Here is a 19,122-nt window from a genome sequence, read left to right as displayed (position 1 = left end):
TGCCGCATGAGCACGCGCCGACAGGGTGGCGAGCGTCGCGGAGGCCGCGGCGACCGCAACGCCGACAAGTCCAACTACATCGAGAAGGTCGTCACGATCAACCGTGTGGCGAAGGTCGTCAAGGGCGGCCGCCGCTTCTCCTTCACCGCGCTGGTGATCGTCGGTGACGGCGACGGCCAGGTCGGTGTCGGCTACGGCAAGGCCAAGGAAGTTCCCACGGCCATCGCCAAGGGTGTCGAGGAGGCGAAGAAGAGCTTCTTCCGCGTCCCGCGCATCCAGGGCACCATCCCGCACCCGGTGCAGGGTGAGAAGGCGGCCGGTGTCGTCTTCCTGCGCCCCGCGTCCCCCGGTACCGGCGTCATCGCCGGTGGCCCGGTCCGCGCCGTGCTGGAGGCTGCTGGCATCCATGACGTCCTGAGCAAGTCCCTCGGCTCCTCGAACGCGATCAACATCGTCCACGCGACGGTCGAGGCGCTGCGTTCGCTCGAGTCCCCCGAGGACGTGGCCGGCCGTCGTGGCCTGGCCGTCGAGGACGTCGCCCCCGCCGCCCTGCTGAAGGCCGGCAAGGAGAAGGCGCCCAGCGCCGCGGAGGTGACCGTCTGATGGCGAAGCTCGAAGTCACCCAGGTCCGTTCGGGCATCGGTCGTGAGCAGAACCAGCGCAACACGCTGCGTTCGCTCGGGCTCAAGCGCATCGGCGACGTCAAGGTCGTCGAGGATCGTCCCGAAATCCGCGGCATGGTCAACACCATTCCGCATCTCGTCACCGTGAAGGAGGTCGACTGATCATGGCGATCAAGTTGCACCACCTGCGTCCCGCCCCGGGCGCCAAGACCGCCAAGACCCGCGTGGGTCGCGGTGAGGGCTCCAAGGGCAAGACCGCCGGTCGCGGCACCAAGGGCACCAAGGCCCGCTACCAGGTGTCGGCCGGCTTCGAGGGCGGCCAGATCCCGCTCCACATGCGCCTGCCGAAGCTCAAGGGCTTCACGAACCCGTTCCGGGTCGAGTACCAGGTCGTCAACGTGGGCCGGATCGCCGAGCTCTTCGCCGAGGGCGGCACGGTCGACGTGCCCTCGCTCGTCGAGAAGGGCGCGGTCCGCAAGGGCCAGCCCGTCAAGGTGCTCGGAGGCGGCGACATCGACGTGGCGGTCCAGGTGACCGTCGACAAGGTGTCCGCCTCGGCCCAGGCCAAGATCGAGGCCGCCGGCGGTTCCGTCTCCGCGTCCTGACGCGGTCGTTCGGAGTCGTTCAGCGAACATCGGGCGGGTTCTCCCCATCGGGAGGGCCCGCCCGTTTCGCTCACTGTTAAAGTCAGACGGCATCGTGCCGTGAAGCTGGAGGAAGTTCGTGCTCAAAGTCTTCGTGAACGCGTTCAGGACACCTGAACTGCGTCGCAAGATCCTCTTCGTGCTGGGGATCGTCGTGCTCTTCCGGCTCGGCTCGATGCTGCCCGCGCCCGGGGTCAACGTCGCCAACGTGCGCGAGTGCGTCGACCTGGCGGCGGGCGGCGAGAACGCCGGCCTGTTCGCCCTGATCAACGTCTTCTCCGGCGGCGCGCTGCTGCAGTTGACCGTGTTCGCGCTGGGCATCATGCCCTACATCACCGCGAGCATCATCCTGCAGCTGCTCGTCGTGGTCATCCCGCGACTGGAGGCCCTCAAGAAGGAGGGTCAGTCCGGTCAGGCGAAGATCACGCAGTACACCCGCTACCTCACGGTCGGTCTCGCGATCCTGCAGGCCGCCGGCATCGTGGCCCTCGCCCGCAGCGGCGACCTCTTCCAGGGCGCCTGCAACCTGCCGCTGCTCTACAGCCCCGACAGCATGCTGTCGTACCTGCTCATCGTCACCGTCATGGTCGCCGGCACCACCGTCATCATGTGGTTCGGCGAGCTCATCACCGACCGCGGCGTCGGCAACGGCATGTCGATCCTGATCTTCACGCAGGTCGTCGCCACGTTCCCCGGCGCGATGTGGAACATCCGCCAGACGAACGGCTGGGCCACCTTCTCGGTCGTCGTGGCCGTCGGCCTCGCGGTCGTCGCGCTGGTCATCTTCATCGAGCAGGCTCAGCGCCGCATCCCGGTGCAGTACGCCAAGCGCATGGTCGGACGCCGCATGTTCGGCGGCTCGTCCACCTACATCCCGCTCAAGGTGAACCAGGCCGGCATCATCCCGGTCATCTTCGCCTCGTCGTTGATGTACCTGCCGGTCCTGTGGGTCAACTTCAACTCCGACTCCGGTGCCGCGAGCTGGATCCAGGACCACTTCGTCCAGGGCGATCACCCGTACTACATGATCACCTTCTTCGCGCTGATCGTGTTCTTCACGTACTTCTACGTGTCGATCACCTTCAACCCCGAGGAGGTCGCCGACAACATGAAGAAGTACGGCGGCTTCATCCCGGGCATCCGCGCCGGCAAGCCCACCCAGGACTACCTGGGCTACGTCCTCTCGCGCATCACCGCTCCGGGCGCCCTGTACCTGGGTCTGATCTCGCTCATCCCGATGCTCGCGATCGCGTTGGTCGGGGCCAACCAGAACTTCCCGTTCGGCGGCACGACGATCCTCATCATCGTGGGCGTCGGCCTGGACACGGTGAAGCAGATCGAAAGCCAGTTGCAGCAGCGCAACTACGAAGGGTTCCTCAAGTGACGCGACTCCTCATCATGGGTCCTCCCGGCGCGGGCAAGGGCACGCAGGCCGTGGCGCTCGCCGAGCGCATCAACGGTGCGCACATCTCCACCGGCGACATCTTCCGCGCCAACGTGGCGCAGCAGACCGAGCTGGGCAAGACGGCGCAGCGCTACATGGACGCCGGCGAGTACGTGCCCGACGAGGTCACCAACGCGATGGTCGCCGACCGTCTCGCGCAGGACGACGCCCGTGAGGCGTTCCTGCTCGACGGCTACCCGCGCACCCTCGACCAGGTCGCGAAGCTCGACCAGATCCTGTCCGACCTCGGCTCCGAGCTCGACGGCGTCGTCGCGCTCACCGTGGTCGAGGACGAGCTGATCGGTCGTCTGCTCGAGCGGGCGAAGGTCAGCGGCCGGTCGGACGACACCGAAGAGGTCATCCGGCACCGCCAGGACGTCTACCGCAACGAGACCGAGCCGCTGCTCGCGGTGTACCGCGACCGTGGCCTGCTCATCGAGGTCGACGGCATGGGCACCCCGGACGAGGTCGGCTCCCGCATCGCCGACGCGCTGTCCACGCTCGCCTGACGGACGGATCCACCATGTTCGGTGAGTCGATCGAGCTGAAGACGCCCGAGCAGCTGGCCTCGATGCGCCAGGCCGGCCTGGTCGTGGGCCGCACCCTGGAGGTGCTGCGCGCTGCCGTCGCTCCCGGCGTCAGCACCGACGACCTCGACGCGTTGGCCCGTGAGCGGCTGGCCGCCGAGGGTGCCACGTCGAACTTCCTGGGCTACCACGGGTTCACGGGCGTCATCTGCGCCTCGGTCAACGACGAGATCGTCCACGGCATCCCGGGCGACCGGGTGCTGGCCGAGGGCGACCTGATCTCGATCGACTTCGGTGCCGTCGTCGACGGCTGGCACGGCGACGCCGCGATCAGCGTGCCGGTCGGCGAGGTCGCGCCCGAGGTCGCCGAGCTGAACCGGGTCACCGAGGAGTCGCTGTGGCGCGGCATCGCCGCGGCACGCATCGGCGGCCGGGTCGGCGACATCTCGCACGCGATCGAGTCCTACGTCCGCAGCCAGGGCCGCTACGGCATCACCGAGGGCTTCACCGGGCACGGCATCGGCTCGGAGATGCACATGGCCCCCGACGTGCCCAACAGCGGCCGTCGTGGCAAGGGTCCCAAGCTGCAGCTGGGCATGGCGCTCGCGATCGAGCCGATGATCACACTCGGCACCTCGCGCGCCGCGATCCTCGAGGACGACTGGACGGCCGTCACCACCGACGGCACGTGGGCCGCGCACCACGAGCACTCGATCACCGTCACCACGGAGGGCGTGTGGGTGCTCACCGCGCTCGACGGCGGCGCAGCGCGCCTCGCCGCGCTTGGCGTCCCCTGTGCCGAGCCCACCTCCTGACCATGCGGCCGAACGACCGTGCGGGGTTTCCCTGCACCTTGCGTGGGACGTTTCCCCCGCAAGGTGACGGATTCCCCTGTTGACAGGGGAATCCTCGTCAGCCACGGCTCGGGTTGGCCGCGGGGGCAGACTGGAGGCATGCGCACCTCGTGGGTCGTCCCGTTCCTGATGGTGGTCGCCCTGCTCGGCGGCTGCGGCGGGGGCGCGTACGACTCGGGGGACGGCAGCGGTGACGGCTACGGTGCGTCGCCCGGCGAGACCGCAGCGCAGGACGCCGAGCGCGCCCTGCGCCGGTACCTGATGGCATCCGACGAGGGCGACTGCGAGGCCGTGAAGGAGACCGTCCTGGTCCCGGAGGACCTCGAGTGCGGCGACGTCCGCGACCAGGAGGGTCAGTGGACCGCCGACGGCGCCGATCTCGAGGAGGTGCCGATGACCGCCGAGGTGGTCGACGACAGCGCCACCGTCACGGTGCAGTGGCCCGGCGGCCTCGAGGACACCTGGGACCTCCAGCGCGAGGGCGACACCTGGTACGTCCTCACCGCGGACTCCGGCGACGGCGTCTGACCCTCGACCCTCCCGACCGCGCCTCCGGCGCGCGAGATGTGCAGCGCTGTCCACCCTTTTGACGGCCGATCCACGGGAAAGCGGTGGATACCGCTACAGATCTCGCTGACCGGAGGTCAGGCGCGGGGCTCGGCGGCGAACTCGCCGGGGGTCAGGCCGGTGACCGCGCGGAAGTCGCGGCCGAAGTGCGCCTGGTCGGCGTAGCCGAGGTCGGCCGCCACGCGGGCGAGGTCGGGTCGAGGCGCGTCGCGCAACCGCTCGGCCGCCTCGTGCAGCCGGCGCCGCTGGATCAGCCACTTCGGCGGGAGTCCGATCCGGCGGGCGGTGAGCCGCTGCAGGGTGCGCTCCGTGATCGCGAACTTCTCGCAGACCTGTCGCACGCGCTGGACCTCGGGATCGCCCTCGACGTACTCGACGATCGCGTTGACCAGCAGGCCCTCCTCGTCGACGGGCAGCAGGCGCTTCAGCGACTCCTCCATCGCAGCCACGGCGGCCCGCTGCCGCTCGGGATCGTCCGGGGCTTCGCCGGCCGCGGCGCGGATGCGGGAGACGAGATTGTCGTCCCCGAGCGGCACCGCGCGGTCGGTCAGACCCTCGACGGGGCCGCCGGCCAGCGCGATGCCCGCCGCGGGCTGCAGCATCGTGCCGAGGGCCCAGCCGCTCCCACCCAGCTCGGTGGTGGACAGGCCGCTGCTCGGGCCGACCAGCCGCGCGTACTCGTGGGAGACGACGATCAGGCAGACCGGGTACTGGAGCACGCGCTGGACCGTGACGTGGCCGTCGGGCAGGGACCAGACGGGCATCCAGTACCGACGCACCACGGACGCGAGCGTGGGGGAGGGGGCGAACCGGTGGATGGGCGGCGTGTAGCCCGACGCGTCGAGCAGGTGTGCCCGCTCGGTCGGGTCGATGCGCCGGACGTCGTCTCCACCGGTCATGTGTCGGATTCTTTCAAGAGTCGAGGCCGTCCCGCGACCACGCTGGAGTCATGAGCATCTACCTCGACGCGGCCGACCGCTTCAGCGACGTCGTCGCCGCCACCACCGACTGGTCCGCGGAGTCCCCCTGCGAGGGGTGGACCGCCGCCGACGTCGTCGACCACGTGATCGACACCGAGCGCGAGTTCCTCGCCCGGCACGAGATCGACGCGGGACCGCGGCCCTCCGGCGCTCCCGCGCAGGCGTGGGCCGAGCACCTCGCCGCCATCCGGCCCCTCGCCACGGACGACGCGGTCACATCGCGCGAGTTCGACGGCGTCTTCGGCCGCACCACGATCGGCGCGACCCTCGACGCGTTCTACGGCTTCGACCTCGTCGTGCACGGCTGGGACCTCGGCACGTCGAACGGCCGGCCCACGACCTTCACCGAGGCCGACATGGACGCGATGGAGGCCGCCTTCGAGGGCTTCGGCGACCACGCCTACGACGACGGGGTCTTCCGGTCCCCGGTCGAGGTGCCGCAGGACGCCGATCGCCAGACGCGCCTGCTCGCGCGGATGGGCCGCCGCGCGCCCGTCACCGCCTGAGCGTCAGCGGTGCAGCTCGGCGGTGCAGCACTTCACGCTGCCGCCGCCCTTGACGAACTCCGAGAGCTCGACGGGCACCGGCTCGTAGCCTCGCTCGCGCAGGGACGCGGCGAGTCCGGTGGCCTCGGCCGGCAGCACGACGTTCCGGCCGTCGCTGACGAAGTTCAGCCCGAAGGCGAGCGCGTCGGCCTCGAAGCACTCGAGGGCGCCGGGGAACATCCGTCGCAGGGTGCGGCGCGCCGCGGGGCTGAAGGCGGCGGGGAACCAGGCGATGTCGGCCGGGCCGTCACCGTGGCCGTCGTCGAGCACGCCCAGGGCGACGTCGAGGTGGTAGAACCGCGGGTCGACGAGCTCGAGCGAGACCACCGGACGCCCGAGGGCGGCCTCGGCCTCGCGGTGCGCGTCGGTCGTGGTGCGGAAGCCGTGGCCGGCGAGCACCACGTCGCGCAGGACGAGGAAGTCGCCCTCGCCCTCGTTCGTGTGGGCCGGGCGATGGACCTCGCGGCCGGCGGCGCGCAGGAAGTCGACGTGCGCGTGGGCCTCCGCCTGGCGCTGCGGGAACGCGAAGGCGGCACCGTACGTGCGGTCGGCCACCGAGACGGCACCGTTGGCCGCGAACACCATGTCGGGCAGTCCGGCGACGGGCTCGAGCAGGTCGATGCGGTGCCCGAGACCCGCGTACACGTCCTGCAGCGCCTGCCACTGGGCGCGCGCGAGCTCGCGGTCGACCGCGGTGGAGGGGTCCATCCACGGGTTGATCGAGTAGACCACGTCGAACTCGGTGGGCGGGCACATCACGTAGTGGCGCGTGCGCGCACTGCGGACGGGGGCGACCAGGGGCGTGGTCAGGATCTGCGTCATGGAGCTCCTCGGGGGACGATGACACGAGCCTAGGGAGCGTGCGATGCCACAACCAGTAGTTTTTCGCGCGCGTGGCAGGCGCTTTCTTGCGCATTCGCGGTCCTCGCACTTGATAAGTTGCGCGCATGAGTCTGGACCAGATCGACCGCTCCCTGCTGGACGCCCTGACCGAGGACGGCCGGGCCAGCTACGCCGCACTCGGCTCGCGCGTGGGCCTGTCCGCGCCAGCCGTGAAGCGCCGCGTCGACCGCCTCGTCGAGTCCGGCGTCATCAGCGGCTTCACCGTGGTGGTCGACCCGCACCACCGCGGCTGGACCACCGAGGCCTACGTCGAGGTGCACTGCCAGGGGACGATCTCGCCGCACGTCCTGCGCGAGGCGTTCCTGCAGGTACCGCAGGTCCACGCGGCGGCCACGGTCTCGGGCGCCGCCGACGCGATCCTGCACCTGGTCGCCGAGGACGTGCGCGACCTCGAGCAGGCGCTCGAGCAGATCCGCATCGGTGCGGCCAGCGTGAGCCAGACCGAGACCTCGATCGTGCTGTCGCGGCTCATCCACGACCGCCACGGCGTCGAGGGCTGAGCGACCTCGGCGGTCCCGCCCCGGACGGCGAGCGCGGGGTCTAGCCTGTGGCGATGGAACGAACGCGCGCGGCCTCGGTCGGAGCCGGACTCGTCGGCGCTCTCGTGTTCGTCGAGTTCGTCAGCGGGTTCCTTCAGGGGTACTACACGCCGCTGGCCAGCGACATCGCGCGCCACCTCCACGTCAACGACGCCGACGTCAACTGGTTCGAGGCGGCCCAGCTGCTGCTCTCGGCGCTGTGCGTCCCACCGCTGTCGAAGCTCGGTGACCTGATCGGGCACCAGAAGGTGCTGGTGTGGTCGGCCGTGCTGACCGCGATCGCCACGTGCGGCATCGCCTTCGCCACCACCTTCGAGGCCTACCTGGTGTTCTGGGCGCTGCAGGGCGTGTTCACGGTCTGGCTGCCCCTCGAGGTCGCGCTGATCTACCGGCGCAGCGCCGGGATGGACCAGCGCGCCGCCGCCACCCGGCGCGCGACGGGCGTCATCGTCGCGGCCCTCCAGGCCGGCGCGATCGCCGGCGCCCTGTCGGCGGGTGCGACGTCCGCCGTGTTCGACTCGCTGTGGATGGTGCTGGCGGTGCCGGGGCTGCTCACCGTCGGCGTCGTCTTCGTCATCATCGGCTTCGTCCCCGACGTCCACGAGCGCCAGTCGGGATCGCTCGACGGCGTCGGGCTGGTCCTGTTGAGCTCGAGCCTGCTGCTCGTGACCGGCGGCCTGTCCCTGGTGCGGGTGCTCGGCGTCGGCTCGCCGTGGCCCTGGATCGCGATCGCCCTCGGCGCGCTGGTCCTGGTGCCGTTCGTCGCGTACGAGCTGCAGACCGGCGACCCGATCATCGACCTGCGCGTGATGCGTCGCGCCTCGATGTGGCCGGTGCAGTTCACCGCCCTGCTGTTCGGCGTGAGCGTGCTCGGCGCGCAGATCCCGCTGTCGACCTTCGCCCAGACCGACCCCGACGTGCACGGCTACGGACTCGGCCTCAACTCCTCGACGGTGGCTCCGATCATCGGCGGCTACGTGCTCTCGATGCTGATCGGCGCCCTCGTCTTCGCCCGGGTGAGCCAGCGGTTCACGCCGCGGGCCTGCCTCATCGGCGCGGCGACCCTCGTGGGGGTCGGCTACGCCTCGCTCGTGCCGCTGCACCACTCCGTCGCCCAGATGGCGGCGTGCATGGTGGTGGCGGGGCTGGGCTCCGGCGCGCTGGTCGCCGCGCTGCCCGCCGCCGCCGCGGCCGCGGCGCCCGAGGGCCGGACCGCCGTCGCGACCGGCCTCACCAACACCACCAAGACCATCGGCGGGTCGTTCGCGTCCTGCGTCTTCGGCGTCGCCCTCGCGACGGGCGCCACGCACGCGACCGCTGCGTCCATGTCCGGCTACTACACCGTCTGGATCGTCTGCTCGGTCACGGCGTTCGTGGCCGCGATCGGACTGACGTTCGTGCCGCGGCTGGCGTTCGCCGACCCGGCCGGCATCGAGGAGGAGATCGGTCGATGAACGCCGCCGCACGCTTGGCCGAGCTGATCGCGTGTCGCACCGTCTCGGCGCCCGACGAGCGGGACGAGGCCGAGTTCGTCGCGTTCCGCGAGACGTTCGCCCGGCTCTACCCGAGCCTGCACGCGGCTCTCGAGCTGACGCAGTTCGAGGGAGGCACGCTGCTGTTCCGCTGGCCCGGACGCTCCACCGAGCGCCCCCTCGTGCTGATGGCGCACTACGACGTGGTGCCCGCCCCCGCCGAGCAATGGGAGCGCGACCCGTTCTCGGGCGCCATCGAGGACGGCTTCGTCCACGGTCGCGGCGCCCTCGACGACAAGGGCCCGCTGGTCTGCATCGCCGAGGCGGTCGAGTCGCTGCTGGCCGAGGGGTTCGAGCCCGCCCGCGACGTCTACCTCTCCTTCGGCTCCGACGAGGAGGTCTTCGGGCACGGCGCGGCCGAGGTCGTCGACCACCTCGACTCGATGGGCGTGCGCCCGTGGCTCGTCTCGGACGAGGGCGGCGCGATCGTCGACGACGGCCTGCCGGGCGTCTCGGCCACCACCGCGATGGTCGCCATCGTCGAGAAGGGCACCGTCGACGTCGGCCTGCTGGCGCGCGGCGGGGGAGGGCACGCGTCCACCCCGTCGAAGAACAGCGCCACGGCGCGCCTGGCCCGGGCCATCGTGCGGATCGACCGGCACCCGGCCACGCCGCACCTGTCCGAGCCGGTCCTGCAGATGCTCGAGGCCCTCGCCGGCCTGGTGCCCAAGCCCGTGGCGCCCGTGCTCGCGCACGCCCGCCGCGCGAACCGTCCCGTGGCCGAGCTGCTGGCCCGGCTGGGCAAGGAGACCGGCGCGATGGTCCGCACGACGATGGCGGTGACCCAGCTCAGCGGCAGCCCGGCGCGCAACGTGCTGGCCACCGAGGCGCGCGCCAACGTCAACGTGCGGCTGGCCGTGGGGGACACCCGCGAGCAGCTGCGCGCCCGCCTCGAGAGGCTGTTCCGCGGTCTCGACGTCGAGGTGGAGCGGATGGACGGCGAGGACCCGCCTCCGGTGTCGCGCACCGACAACGACGCCTGGCGCGCGCTGGGGGAGGCCGTGAAGGCCCTCGGTTCCGACATCGCCGTCGTCCCGTACGTGCAGACCGGCGGCACCGACTCCCGGCACTTCACGCGGATCAGCGACTCGGTCTACCGGTTCGCGCCGCTGCACATGACCCGGGCGCAGCGCGACTCGATCCACGCGCCGAACGAGAAGGTCGCGATCGACACGCTCGAGCGGGGCGCGGCCTTCCACCGCGCGCTCATCACCGGGATGGACTGAAGCCGCTAGGGTCGCGTCATGGCCGTCGATCCCACCGGTTCCGACCTCAAGCGGTTCCTCGCCGAGGACCCCGGAGGTCCTGTCGTGATGCTCAACCTGCTGCAGTTCCGCGAGGACGGCGTCGCCTCCTACCGCGAGTACACGACGCGCATCGGGCCGTTCCTGGAGAGGGTCGGCGGCGAGGTCGTCTACGCCGGCGACCTCGCGACGGCGCTGGTCGCACCCGAGGGCTGGGCGTGGGACGCGGTGCTGCTCGTGCGCTACCCGTCGCGCGCCGCGTTCAGCCAGATGGTGGCCGATCCGGAGTACCAGCAGATCACCGGCCTGCGCACCGCGGCGCTCGACGAGGCCGTCCTGCAGGCGGGCCTTCCCTGGCCGATTTGAGTCCGCCACCCCTTTCGACGTAGACTTGTGTGTCGGCCTTGTCGGGCCGTATCCCCATGCCCTCCGGCAGCCCTTGAACGGGCGGGGAGACGTGCGTGCCAGGTCGAACAGTCGATACGAAGAAGTTGAGGTGTATGGCGAAAAAAGAAGGCGTCATCGAGATGGAGGGTGCGGTCGTCGAGGCCCTGCCCAACGCGATGTTCCGAGTCGAGCTGGCCAACGGCCACAAGGTCCTCGCGCACATCAGCGGCAAGATGCGCCAGCACTACATCCGGATCCTCCCCGAGGACCGTGTCGTGGTGGAACTCTCGCCGTACGACCTCAGCCGCGGACGCATCGTCTACCGCTACAAGTGACAACTACACATCCCCCACGTTCAGTTCGTACCGAAGAGAGAGCTTCTCGATGAAGGTCAACCCGAGCGTGAAGAAGATCTGTGACAAGTGCAAGGTGATCCGTCGCCACGGCCGCGTCATGGTGATCTGCGAGAACCCGCGCCACAAGCAGCGCCAGGGCTGAGCAGCAACCTTCTTCAACGCAGCACCCTGAACATCTGACGGCTCATCCGGGCCCCGCCACCAGGCGGAGTCCCCGGGTGTCACCTCCGGCGCAGAGGCCGGAGCTCGATCGAGGCGATCGAGGTGCCCCAGGTGACGACACCTCTGCTTAACCGAAAGGAACTGCCAGCACATGGCACGCCTCGTCGGAGTGGATCTGCCGCGCGAAAAGCGCGTGGTGATCGGACTCACGTACATCTTCGGGATCGGCCGCACGCGTGCGGTCGAGGCCCTCGCCGCCACCGGCATCGACCCCAACACCCGCGTTCACGAGCTGAACGACGACCAGCTCGTCGCGCTCCGTGACCACATCGAGGCGAACTACCAGGTCGAGGGTGACCTGCGCCGCGAGGTCACCGCGGACATCCGCCGCAAGATGGAGATCGGCTCCTACCAGGGCCGCCGTCACCGTGCGCACCTGCCCGTTCGCGGCCAGCGCACCAAGACCAACGCGCGCACCCGCAAGGGCCCCAAGCGCACCGTCGCCGGAAAGAAGAAGTGAGGTAGCCGATGCCCCCCAAGAACTCCGGTGCCAAGAAGGTGCGCCGCAAGGAGAAGAAGAACGTCGTTCAGGGCGAGGCCCACATCAAGAGCACGTTCAACAACACGCACGTGACGATCACCGACCCCAGCGGTGCGGTGATCGCGTGGGCCTCCGGCGGAACCGTCGGCTTCAAGGGCTCGCGCAAGTCGACTCCGTACGCCGCCGGCATGGCCGCCGAGGCCGCCGGACGTCAGGCGATGGACCACGGCATGAAGAAGGTCGACGTCTTCGTCAAGGGCCCCGGCTCGGGACGCGAGACGGCGATCCGGTCGCTCAGCGGCGTCGGCCTCGAGGTCGGCACCATCTCTGACGTGACCCCCAGCCCGCACAACGGCTGCCGTCCGCCCAAGCACCGTCGTCTCTGACGCGTCGTCGACTTTTCTTCAAGGAGTAATCAACCATGGCCCGTTACACCGGACCTCTCACCAAGAAGTCGCGCCGCTACGGCGTCGACCTCGTCGGTGGGGACAAGGCCTTCGAGCGCCGTCCGTACGCGCCCGGCCAGCACGGCCGCACCCGCGTCAAGGAGTCGGAGTACCGCACCCAGCTGCAGGAGAAGCAGAAGGCGCGCTACACCTACGGCGTCCTCGAGAAGCAGTTCCGCAAGTACTACGAGCTGGCCTCGCGCCGTCCCGGCAAGACCGGTGACAACCTGCTCAGCCTGCTCGAGAGCCGTCTCGACAACGTCGTCTACCGTGCCGGCCTGGCCCGCACGCGTCGTCACGCCCGCCAGCTGGTGACCCACGGTCACTTCCTGGTCAACGGCGTCAAGACGAACATCCCGTCCTTCCAGGTCAGCAAGCACGACATCATCGATGTCAAGGCCAAGAGCCTGGAGACGACGCCGTTCATCGTGGCGCGCGAGACGCACGACTCCGACACCGTGCCCGGCTGGCTCGACGTGTCGCCCGAGCGTGGCCGCATCCTGGTTCACCAGAACCCGGTCCGCGAGCAGATCACCGTTCCGATCCAGGAGCAGCTGATCGTCGAGTTCTACTCGAAGATCTGATCCTCCACCTCTGTCCACCAACCCGGCCCTCATATAGCGGTGGGTCCGGAAAGGAAGAAACACCATGCTGATCGCCCAGCGCCCCGTCCTGTCCGAAGAGGTCGTCGACGAGTTCCGTTCGCGGTTCGTCATCGAGCCCCTCGAGCCCGGCTTCGGCTACACCCTCGGCAACTCGCTGCGTCGCACGCTGCTGTCGTCGATCCCGGGTGCGGCCGTCACCTCGATCAAGATCGACGGTGTCCTCCACGAGTTCTCGACCATCGAGGGCGTCACCGAGGACGTCACCGAGATCATCCTCAACCTGAAGAACCTCGTGGTCTCCTCGACCATCGACGAGCCCGTCGTGATGTACCTGCGCGCCGATGAGGCCGGTGACGTCACCGCCGCCGCCATCACGCCGCCGGCCGGTGTGGAGGTCCACAACCCGGACCTGCACGTCGCCACCCTGAACGACAAGGGCCGCCTCGAGATCGAGCTGGTCGTCGAGCGTGGCCGCGGCTACGTCTCGGCCGTCCAGAACAAGACCGGCGACGAGGAGATCGGCCGCATGCCGGTCGACTCGATCTACAGCCCGGTCCTGAAGGTCACCTACAAGGTCGAGGCCACTCGAGTCGAGCAGCGCACCGACTTCGACAAGCTGATCATCGACGTCGAGACCAAGGCCTCGATCCTGCCGCGCGACGCGATCGCGTCGGCCGGGTCCACCCTGGTCGAGCTGTTCGGTCTGGCCCGTGAGCTCAACGTCGAGGCCGAGGGCATCGACATCGGCCCGTCGCCGGTCGACGAGCAGCTGGCCGCCGACCTGGCGCTGGCGATCGAGGACCTGGACTTCACGGTTCGCTCGTACAACTGCCTCAAGCGCGAGGGCATCCACACCGTGGGTGAGCTCATCACGCGCAGCGAGCAGGACCTGCTGGACATCCGCAACTTCGGTTCGAAGTCGATCGACGAGGTCAAGGCCAAGCTCGCCGAGCTCGGTCTGTCGCTCAAGGACAGCCCGTCGGGCTTCGATCCCTCCGCCGTCATCGACAACTTCGACGAGGACGCCGGTTTCGCCGAGGACGAGCAGTACTGAGCTGCTCTGACACCACTGATTCAGGAGTAACGACATGCCCACCCCCACCAAGGGTCCTCGCCTCGGCGGCAGCCCCTCGCACCAGCGGCTGATCCTGGCCAACCTGGCCCAGAGCCTGTTCGAGCACGGCCGCATCACGACGACCGAGGCCAAGGCCAAGCGTCTGCGCCCGTACGCCGAGCACCTCATCACGAAGGCCAAGACCGACACGGTGGCCAACCGCCGCCAGGTCGTCAAGGTCATCCGTGACAAGGGCGTTCTGCACACGCTCTTCACCGAGATCGGCCCGGCCATGGCCACCCGCCCGGGCGGCTACACGCGCATCACGAAGATCGGTCCGCGCAAGGGCGACAACGCCCCCATGGCCGTCATCGAGATCGTGGAGACCAAGGAGTTCGACGCCAGCGCGCCGAAGGCCCCGCGTGCCGAGGCCGCCCCGGCGGTCGAGGAGGCCCCGGTCGAGGAGACCGCGACCGACGAGGCCACCGAGGCTCCGGCCGAGGAGACCACCGAGGCTCCCGCCGACGAGGCCGTCGCCGAGGAGGCCCCCGAGGCCTCCGAGGACGAGACCAAGTAACACCTCCGCACGAAGCGCCCACCCCGCACGGGGTGGGCGCTTCGTCGTTCCCGGGAGCCTGCGGGGCGGTGAGCTGTCAACCGAACCTGCTGGGGCCCGGTGAGCCATCAACCGCATCGAGGGTTCATGCGGTTGACAGCTCACCGCCTCCGCGCGGGAAGGGTTGACCACTCACCGCTCTGCCAGCCCGCCGATGCCGGGGAGGCGGGGGTTTCGGGATATGCTCGCGCGTGGCCCCTCGCGCATGAGGTGGCTCATTGCTTTCGGGGAAGGTCCATCCATGACGCTGCGTCTGCGCCGTCCACTCACTCTCGTCGTCCCGGTCGTGACGTCGCTCGCCCTCGCCGGCGGCGCGCTGGCAACAACGGGCGAGACGGACGGTCCCGTGTTGGAGGCGCCGCTGCATACGACGGAAAAGACCACGATCGCGGCAGGCATCATCGTGAAGTCGGCGGATGGTTCCGAGGTGACCCCGTCGGAGCTGGCAGCAGAAGTGTCGGCAGAGCTGCCTGGAGGAGTGAGTGTCGACGCAGTGCAGGCCGGTCCTGACGGCCTCGGGGTCGTCATCTTGTCCGGCGAGACGGACGAAGATGCTCTGGACGAGGCGCTAGAACGGTTGGAAGACCTGCCTGGTGTCGAGTGGGCTGTACCGAATGGCGTCCGATTCCCGTCCGCATCGGCCAGCGAGCCGCTCTTCGGCAATGGCTCCCTCTGGAATCTGAACGGGCCGTGGGGTGTCGAGGCGGATAAGGCATGGGACACGACAACCGGATCCACGAACGTGCGGGTGGCTGTCTTGGACACGGGGCGTGTGACGGGCCACCCCGACTTCGGTGGAGCTTTCGTCGCAGGGCGTGACTTCATTGGGCGCGACCTCTCCGAGTGCTACGACGCGCGGTGCCGCCGTGGAAGCGGACCAGGAACTTTCCGGGGCGCCGGCGATGGCGACGGCTGGGACCGCTATCCGACAGACGTCGGCGACTGGAGGAACAGCAGGACCTGCGCTCACATGGGTGTCCGCGACTCCAAGTTCAGTTCTTGGCACGGTACGCACGTTGCCGGCATCGTGGCTGCGCGTCGGAATGGCTCGGGTGCCGTCGGTGTTGCACCGAGAGCAAAGGTGCAGCCGATCCGGGTGCTCGGCCGGTGTGGTGGTACTGATTGGGACATCGCGATGGGCATCCTTTGGGCCAGCGGTATCGACGTCAACGGGTACGAAAAGCGCTATGGGAAGATCCCCAAGAACAGGACGCCCTCGAAGGTCATCAATCTGTCCCTTGGAGCTTTCGACTCACTGGGCCGTGTGCGCACGGCATGCAAGTTCTACGGGTCAATCGCCTCGAAGGCGCGCTCCCGGGGTGCGATCCTCATCGCGGCGGCAGGCAACGAAGGTGTGGACCAACGCTACAACGTCCCTTCCTCTTGCCCGGGCTACGTATCCGTCGCGGCGACGACGCGAAGCGGAGCAGCCGCGAGCTATTCAAACTACGGTTCCGGGATCGATCTGGCTGCGCCTGGCGGCCAAGCGGGACGCGGAGTCCCGGCGGAAGAGGGCGTCCTTTCAACCCTTTTCACCGGCTTCTACACCAACCCTGGTTCGCCCGCGTTGGCATGGATGGCGGGGACGAGCATGGCGGCTCCTGCAGTCTCAGGCGTCGCGGCTCTTGCGCACTCGGTCGGCATCAGGAACCCGGACGTCATCGAGCGAGTCATGAAGGCAACGGCCCGTCGCTCACCGAATTGCAGTGCGGCGAGGTGTGGCGCGGGCATCGTGAGCGCATACGGTGTCGTCAACGCAAAAGCGCCTACCAGTGCTCCTCGCATCTCGGGTTCCGCGCGTCCTGGCGGAGTAATCCGGGCGACTACGGGCTCATGGCGCAACGGTGCTGATGTGCTGTTGACGTGGCGCCGTGGAAGCACCGTGCTCGCCAGGGGGACGACGTACCGACCGACGAAGTCGGACCTTGGGCGCCGTCTGGTCGTGCGTGCAACGGCCACGAACGGCCACCCGTCGATCTTCGATCAGTCCACCGTCGTGGTGAAGTCGAAGCCGAAGATGGCGTTCTCGATGCCGTCGAAGTTCAGCAAGTCCAAGAAGGTCAAGCTGCGGGTCAAGATCAAGGCCCCCTACGTGCGCGCCACCGGCACGATCCGGGTCTACGACGGCAACAAGCGCATCGCCGTCAAGAAGATCTACTCCAAGAACAAGGGCAAGGTCACGATCACGCTGCCCAAGATCAAGAAGAAGGGCAAGCACCGCATCCGGGTGATCTACTCCGGCAGCACGAAGGTGAGCGCCACGAAGAAGAGCAAGGTCGTGCGCGTCCGCTGATCCTCGTGTGATGAGAGGGGATGGTGTGACGCATGGGCCCTGCCCTATCCTGCTGAGGTCGTTCCCGTCGGGGGGAACCACCTCGAGACAGGACACCCTGTGCGTCGCACCCTCGCCCTCACCGCCCTGCCCCTGCTCCTGGTCGCCTCGGCGCTCGTGAGCACGGCGGCCTCCGCCCAGCCATCCGAGCCGGCGGGGGTCGAGAGCCCCGCGGCGAAGCAGCCGCCGCGCGTCGCGCGCGGCCTGATCGTCAAGGCCACGACCGCCACGACGGCGCGCCGGTCGTCGCTCGCGCGGTCGGCCGAGGCTCGCCTGCCCGGTGCCGACATCGGCTCGACGCGCGCCGCGCCGGCCGGTCTGTCGGTGCTGGAGCTCGATCAGCCGGTGCCCGTCGAGGATCTCGGCCCGGCCATCGACGCGCTCTCGGCCCGCGCCGACGTCGAGTGGGTCGCGCCCGACACGTTGCGCACGATCTCGAGCGCACCGCCCGTCTCCGTGAACGACCCGGACTTCCTCACGCAGGGCAACCTCTGGGACACCACGCGGGACGACGGCGGCTACACGACGAAGGCGCCGTCGCTCTGGCGCGCGACCCGTGGCAGTGCCTCCACCGTCGTCGCCGTCGTCGACACCGGCCTCGCGGCGCACCCCGACCTGGCCGGCCAGACGGTCGCCGGGTACGACTTCGTCGACGACGAGTGCACGCCGGACGAGCTCGGCGACTGCTACTACGACGGCACCTACATCAACGCCGGCGACGGTGACGGCTGGGACGCCGACCCCTCCGACCCCGGCGACTGGCTGGACGAGGACCTCGTCGCCGCCTGCTACGGCGACTCGATCGGCGACGACGACCCGGCCTGGTACACGCAGGACAGCACGTGGCACGGCACGCACGTGGCCGGCACGGTCGCCGCCAAGGCCGACAACGGCATCGGCGTGGCCGGCCTGGCGCCGGGCGTGAAGGTGCAGCCGGTCCGTGTGCTGGGGCACTGCGGTGGCTGGGACACCGACATCCTCTTCGGCATCCTGTGGGCGGCGGGCTACGACCTGAGCGAGTACGACGTGCCGGTCAACCGCACGCCGGCGCAGGTCATCAACCTCTCGCTCGGCGGCGAGTACGAGGACTCCGCGGAAGTGGAGGCGGTCTGCGCGGTCTACAGCGAGGTCGCCGGTCTCGCCCGGGACGCCGGCGCCACGCTGGTGGCCGCCGCGGGCAACACGTCCGGTCCGACGATCTTCCCCGTCTCGCAGAGCGTGCCGGCTGCGTGCGACGGCTACGTGAGCGTCGTCGCCACGAGCGACACCGGACACCGCGCCTGGTACTCCACGGCCGGCGTCGGCTCGGACCTCGCGGCCGCCGGCGGCGACCAGAACATCCTGCCGTCGCGTGAGGACCGCGGCATCCGCTCGACGCTCAACGACGGTGAGAAGGAGCCGGGCGAGCCCTCGTACGGCTGGTACCAGGGCACGAGCATGGCCGCCCCGGCGGTCTCGGCCGGCGCGGCGCTGCTCTACTCGCTCGGCGTCACTGATCCCGCTCGGGTCGAGGCGCAGCTGAAGGCGGCGGTGCAGCCGTTCTCCGACGTCCCGCAGGAGCCGAAGATCCTCCTCGGCGGTGTCGAGCGCACCGTGGCCTCAGTCAACTGCGAGTCCTCGAGCGAGGACGCGGGCTACTGCGGCGCGGGCATCCTCGACCTGTCGAAGGTCACGGCACCGCTCGGCGCGCCGCTGCTCTCGGGCACGCGGGCGCCCGGGGGAGTGCTGCGCGCGACCTCGCGCGGCCTGACGAACTCCGGCGGCACGTCGGCGATCTCGTGGTGGCGCGGGTCCACGCGCGTGGGCACGGGCGCGACGTACCGGATCACGGCGGCCGACCTCGGCCGCACCCTGACGGTGCGTGACACGGTCGCGTCGGGCAGCTTCGCCGGGATCTTCCGGACGGCCACCGTCTCGGTGCCCGCGACGAAGGCCCGCTCGCGGGTGGCGATGTCGGTGGCGTCGAGCCTCAAGCGCACGAAGCGTGCGCGCCTCGTCGTGCGGGTGTCCGCGCCGCTGGTGCGGCCCACCGGCACGATCCGGGTCTACGACGGCCGCAAGCGGATCGCGACGAAGCGCCTGTACGCCTCGAGCGGCGGCAAGGTCGCGATCCTGCTGCCGAAGATCACGAAGAAGGGCAAGCACCGGATCCGCGTGGTCTACTCCGGCGACGCCCAGGTGACGTCGGGCCAGGTCAGCAAGGTCGTGCGGGTCCGCTGAC

Annotated in this window: 23 protein-coding genes; 21 read left to right on the top strand and 2 right to left on the bottom strand. The window is 69.6% G+C overall.

What is annotated here, in order from left to right:
- The first annotated feature begins 6 nt into the window (after positions 1–6).
- The 7 genes from rpsE (at position 7) to ACGWYL_RS03350 (ending at position 4,620) form a co-directional block, all read left to right on the top strand.
- Positions 7–603: a 30S ribosomal protein S5 gene (gene rpsE, locus ACGWYL_RS03380; protein ID WP_179422757.1), complete on the top strand. Its 597-nt coding sequence runs from the start codon at positions 7–9 to the stop codon at positions 601–603.
- Complete coding sequence (gene rpmD / locus ACGWYL_RS03375; protein ID WP_179422759.1) at positions 603–785, top strand: 50S ribosomal protein L30; 183 nt, start codon at positions 603–605, stop codon at positions 783–785. Before rpsE ends, rpmD begins: the two co-directional genes overlap by 1 nt.
- Before the next feature lie 2 nt (positions 786–787).
- A complete protein-coding gene (rplO, locus tag ACGWYL_RS03370) occupies positions 788–1,228 on the top strand; it encodes a 50S ribosomal protein L15 (protein ID WP_179422761.1) in 441 nt (146 codons plus the stop codon).
- 118 nt (positions 1,229–1,346) lie between these two features.
- A complete protein-coding gene (gene secY, locus ACGWYL_RS03365) occupies positions 1,347–2,651 on the top strand; it encodes a preprotein translocase subunit SecY (protein ID WP_179422763.1) in 1,305 nt (434 codons plus the stop codon).
- Entirely contained in the window at positions 2,648–3,220 is a 573-nt protein-coding gene (locus ACGWYL_RS03360) for an adenylate kinase (RefSeq protein ID WP_269303726.1), read from the top strand. The genes secY and ACGWYL_RS03360 overlap by 4 nt, the downstream gene beginning before the upstream one ends.
- Before the next feature lie 14 nt (positions 3,221–3,234).
- Positions 3,235–4,053 carry a type I methionyl aminopeptidase gene (map, locus tag ACGWYL_RS03355; protein WP_395486441.1) on the top strand — a complete coding sequence of 273 codons (819 nt, stop codon included), beginning with the start codon at positions 3,235–3,237 and terminating at the stop codon, positions 4,051–4,053.
- A gap of 138 nt (positions 4,054–4,191) precedes the next feature.
- Positions 4,192–4,620 (top strand): hypothetical protein, encoded by a 429-nt coding sequence (locus ACGWYL_RS03350; protein WP_395486440.1) that lies wholly within the window; start codon positions 4,192–4,194, stop codon positions 4,618–4,620.
- Between the two features lie 116 nt (positions 4,621–4,736).
- On the opposite strand, the gene ACGWYL_RS03345 is transcribed toward ACGWYL_RS03350, so the two are convergent.
- On the bottom strand, positions 4,737–5,558 hold the full coding sequence (locus ACGWYL_RS03345) for a helix-turn-helix domain-containing protein (protein WP_395486439.1): 822 nt from the start codon (positions 5,556–5,558) through the stop codon (positions 4,737–4,739).
- 50 nt (positions 5,559–5,608) lie between these two features.
- Between ACGWYL_RS03345 and ACGWYL_RS03340 the strand changes: the two genes are divergently transcribed.
- Positions 5,609–6,145, top strand: coding sequence for a maleylpyruvate isomerase family mycothiol-dependent enzyme (locus ACGWYL_RS03340; protein WP_179422771.1), 537 nt, complete (start codon positions 5,609–5,611; stop codon positions 6,143–6,145).
- A 3-nt stretch (positions 6,146–6,148) separates the two neighbouring features.
- Here ACGWYL_RS03340 and ddaH read toward each other — a convergent pair whose 3' ends face one another.
- The gene (gene ddaH, locus ACGWYL_RS03335) at positions 6,149–7,006 is read right to left on the bottom strand and encodes a dimethylargininase (RefSeq protein ID WP_179422773.1); all 858 of its coding nucleotides are present in this window, start codon (positions 7,004–7,006) and stop codon (positions 6,149–6,151) included.
- A gap of 125 nt (positions 7,007–7,131) precedes the next feature.
- Between ddaH and ACGWYL_RS03330 the strand changes: the two genes are divergently transcribed.
- The 13 genes from ACGWYL_RS03330 to ACGWYL_RS03270 all read left to right on the top strand — a co-directional run bounded on the left by ACGWYL_RS03330 (position 7,132) and on the right by ACGWYL_RS03270 (position 19,121).
- On the top strand, positions 7,132–7,587 hold the full coding sequence (locus ACGWYL_RS03330; RefSeq protein WP_179422774.1) for an Lrp/AsnC family transcriptional regulator: 456 nt from the start codon (positions 7,132–7,134) through the stop codon (positions 7,585–7,587).
- A gap of 53 nt (positions 7,588–7,640) precedes the next feature.
- Entirely contained in the window at positions 7,641–9,080 is a 1,440-nt protein-coding gene (locus ACGWYL_RS03325; RefSeq protein WP_395486438.1) for an MFS transporter, read from the top strand.
- Positions 9,077–10,384, top strand: coding sequence for a M20/M25/M40 family metallo-hydrolase (locus ACGWYL_RS03320; protein ID WP_395486437.1), 1,308 nt, complete (start codon positions 9,077–9,079; stop codon positions 10,382–10,384). The genes ACGWYL_RS03325 and ACGWYL_RS03320 overlap by 4 nt, the downstream gene beginning before the upstream one ends.
- A gap of 18 nt (positions 10,385–10,402) precedes the next feature.
- Positions 10,403–10,768: a DUF1330 domain-containing protein gene (locus tag ACGWYL_RS03315; RefSeq protein WP_395486436.1), complete on the top strand. Its 366-nt coding sequence runs from the start codon at positions 10,403–10,405 to the stop codon at positions 10,766–10,768.
- Between the two features lie 134 nt (positions 10,769–10,902).
- Positions 10,903–11,124 (top strand): translation initiation factor IF-1, encoded by a 222-nt coding sequence (gene infA / locus ACGWYL_RS03310; RefSeq protein ID WP_007078610.1) that lies wholly within the window; start codon positions 10,903–10,905, stop codon positions 11,122–11,124.
- A gap of 49 nt (positions 11,125–11,173) precedes the next feature.
- Positions 11,174–11,287, top strand: coding sequence for a 50S ribosomal protein L36 (gene rpmJ / locus ACGWYL_RS03305; protein ID WP_008361054.1), 114 nt, complete (start codon positions 11,174–11,176; stop codon positions 11,285–11,287).
- A gap of 171 nt (positions 11,288–11,458) precedes the next feature.
- Positions 11,459–11,827, top strand: coding sequence for a 30S ribosomal protein S13 (gene rpsM / locus ACGWYL_RS03300; RefSeq protein ID WP_179422782.1), 369 nt, complete (start codon positions 11,459–11,461; stop codon positions 11,825–11,827).
- A gap of 8 nt (positions 11,828–11,835) precedes the next feature.
- Positions 11,836–12,234 (top strand): 30S ribosomal protein S11, encoded by a 399-nt coding sequence (gene rpsK / locus ACGWYL_RS03295; protein WP_078699099.1) that lies wholly within the window; start codon positions 11,836–11,838, stop codon positions 12,232–12,234.
- Positions 12,235–12,269: 35 nt separating this feature from the next.
- The gene (gene rpsD / locus ACGWYL_RS03290) at positions 12,270–12,878 is read left to right on the top strand and encodes a 30S ribosomal protein S4 (protein WP_179422784.1); all 609 of its coding nucleotides are present in this window, start codon (positions 12,270–12,272) and stop codon (positions 12,876–12,878) included.
- A 64-nt stretch (positions 12,879–12,942) separates the two neighbouring features.
- Entirely contained in the window at positions 12,943–13,953 is a 1,011-nt protein-coding gene (locus ACGWYL_RS03285) for a DNA-directed RNA polymerase subunit alpha (protein WP_179422786.1), read from the top strand.
- 34 nt (positions 13,954–13,987) lie between these two features.
- A complete protein-coding gene (gene rplQ / locus ACGWYL_RS03280) occupies positions 13,988–14,530 on the top strand; it encodes a 50S ribosomal protein L17 (RefSeq protein ID WP_395486435.1) in 543 nt (180 codons plus the stop codon).
- 280 nt (positions 14,531–14,810) lie between these two features.
- Positions 14,811–16,862, top strand: a complete 2,052-nt coding sequence (locus ACGWYL_RS03275) for a S8 family serine peptidase (protein WP_395486434.1) — start codon at positions 14,811–14,813, stop codon at positions 16,860–16,862.
- Positions 16,863–16,961: 99 nt separating this feature from the next.
- Positions 16,962–19,121, top strand: a complete 2,160-nt coding sequence (locus ACGWYL_RS03270) for a S8 family serine peptidase (protein WP_395486433.1) — start codon at positions 16,962–16,964, stop codon at positions 19,119–19,121.
- Position 19,122: the final 1 nt, after the last annotated feature.

The sequence above is a fragment of the Aeromicrobium sp. JJY06 genome, assembly GCF_044069275.1.
Taxonomy (GTDB): domain Bacteria; phylum Actinomycetota; class Actinomycetes; order Propionibacteriales; family Nocardioidaceae; genus Aeromicrobium; species Aeromicrobium tamlense.
Note: the sequence above shows the minus strand (reverse complement) of the source record. Positions and strands in the feature narration are given on the sequence as shown.

Bases quoted from the DNA above. Each gene is read 5' to 3' on its own strand.
- rpsE (WP_179422757.1), top strand. From the start codon at position 7: ATGAGCACGCGCCGACAGGGTGGCGAGCGTCGCGGAGGCCGCGGCGAC.
- rpmD (WP_179422759.1), top strand. From the start codon at position 603: ATGGCGAAGCTCGAAGTCACCCAGGTCCGTTCGGGCATCGGTCGTGAG.
- rplO (WP_179422761.1), top strand. From the start codon at position 788: ATGGCGATCAAGTTGCACCACCTGCGTCCCGCCCCGGGCGCCAAGACC.
- map (WP_395486441.1), top strand. From the start codon at position 3,235: ATGTTCGGTGAGTCGATCGAGCTGAAGACGCCCGAGCAGCTGGCCTCG.
- ACGWYL_RS03350 (WP_395486440.1), top strand. From the start codon at position 4,192: ATGCGCACCTCGTGGGTCGTCCCGTTCCTGATGGTGGTCGCCCTGCTC.
- ACGWYL_RS03345 (WP_395486439.1), bottom strand. From the start codon at position 5,558: ATGACCGGTGGAGACGACGTCCGGCGCATCGACCCGACCGAGCGGGCA.
- ACGWYL_RS03340 (WP_179422771.1), top strand. From the start codon at position 5,609: ATGAGCATCTACCTCGACGCGGCCGACCGCTTCAGCGACGTCGTCGCC.
- ddaH (WP_179422773.1), bottom strand. From the start codon at position 7,006: ATGACGCAGATCCTGACCACGCCCCTGGTCGCCCCCGTCCGCAGTGCG.
- ACGWYL_RS03330 (WP_179422774.1), top strand. From the start codon at position 7,132: ATGAGTCTGGACCAGATCGACCGCTCCCTGCTGGACGCCCTGACCGAG.
- ACGWYL_RS03325 (WP_395486438.1), top strand. From the start codon at position 7,641: ATGGAACGAACGCGCGCGGCCTCGGTCGGAGCCGGACTCGTCGGCGCT.
- ACGWYL_RS03320 (WP_395486437.1), top strand. From the start codon at position 9,077: ATGAACGCCGCCGCACGCTTGGCCGAGCTGATCGCGTGTCGCACCGTC.
- ACGWYL_RS03315 (WP_395486436.1), top strand. From the start codon at position 10,403: ATGGCCGTCGATCCCACCGGTTCCGACCTCAAGCGGTTCCTCGCCGAG.
- infA (WP_007078610.1), top strand. From the start codon at position 10,903: ATGGCGAAAAAAGAAGGCGTCATCGAGATGGAGGGTGCGGTCGTCGAG.
- rpmJ (WP_008361054.1), top strand. From the start codon at position 11,174: ATGAAGGTCAACCCGAGCGTGAAGAAGATCTGTGACAAGTGCAAGGTG.
- rpsM (WP_179422782.1), top strand. From the start codon at position 11,459: ATGGCACGCCTCGTCGGAGTGGATCTGCCGCGCGAAAAGCGCGTGGTG.
- rpsK (WP_078699099.1), top strand. From the start codon at position 11,836: ATGCCCCCCAAGAACTCCGGTGCCAAGAAGGTGCGCCGCAAGGAGAAG.
- rpsD (WP_179422784.1), top strand. From the start codon at position 12,270: ATGGCCCGTTACACCGGACCTCTCACCAAGAAGTCGCGCCGCTACGGC.
- ACGWYL_RS03285 (WP_179422786.1), top strand. From the start codon at position 12,943: ATGCTGATCGCCCAGCGCCCCGTCCTGTCCGAAGAGGTCGTCGACGAG.
- rplQ (WP_395486435.1), top strand. From the start codon at position 13,988: ATGCCCACCCCCACCAAGGGTCCTCGCCTCGGCGGCAGCCCCTCGCAC.
- ACGWYL_RS03275 (WP_395486434.1), top strand. From the start codon at position 14,811: ATGACGCTGCGTCTGCGCCGTCCACTCACTCTCGTCGTCCCGGTCGTG.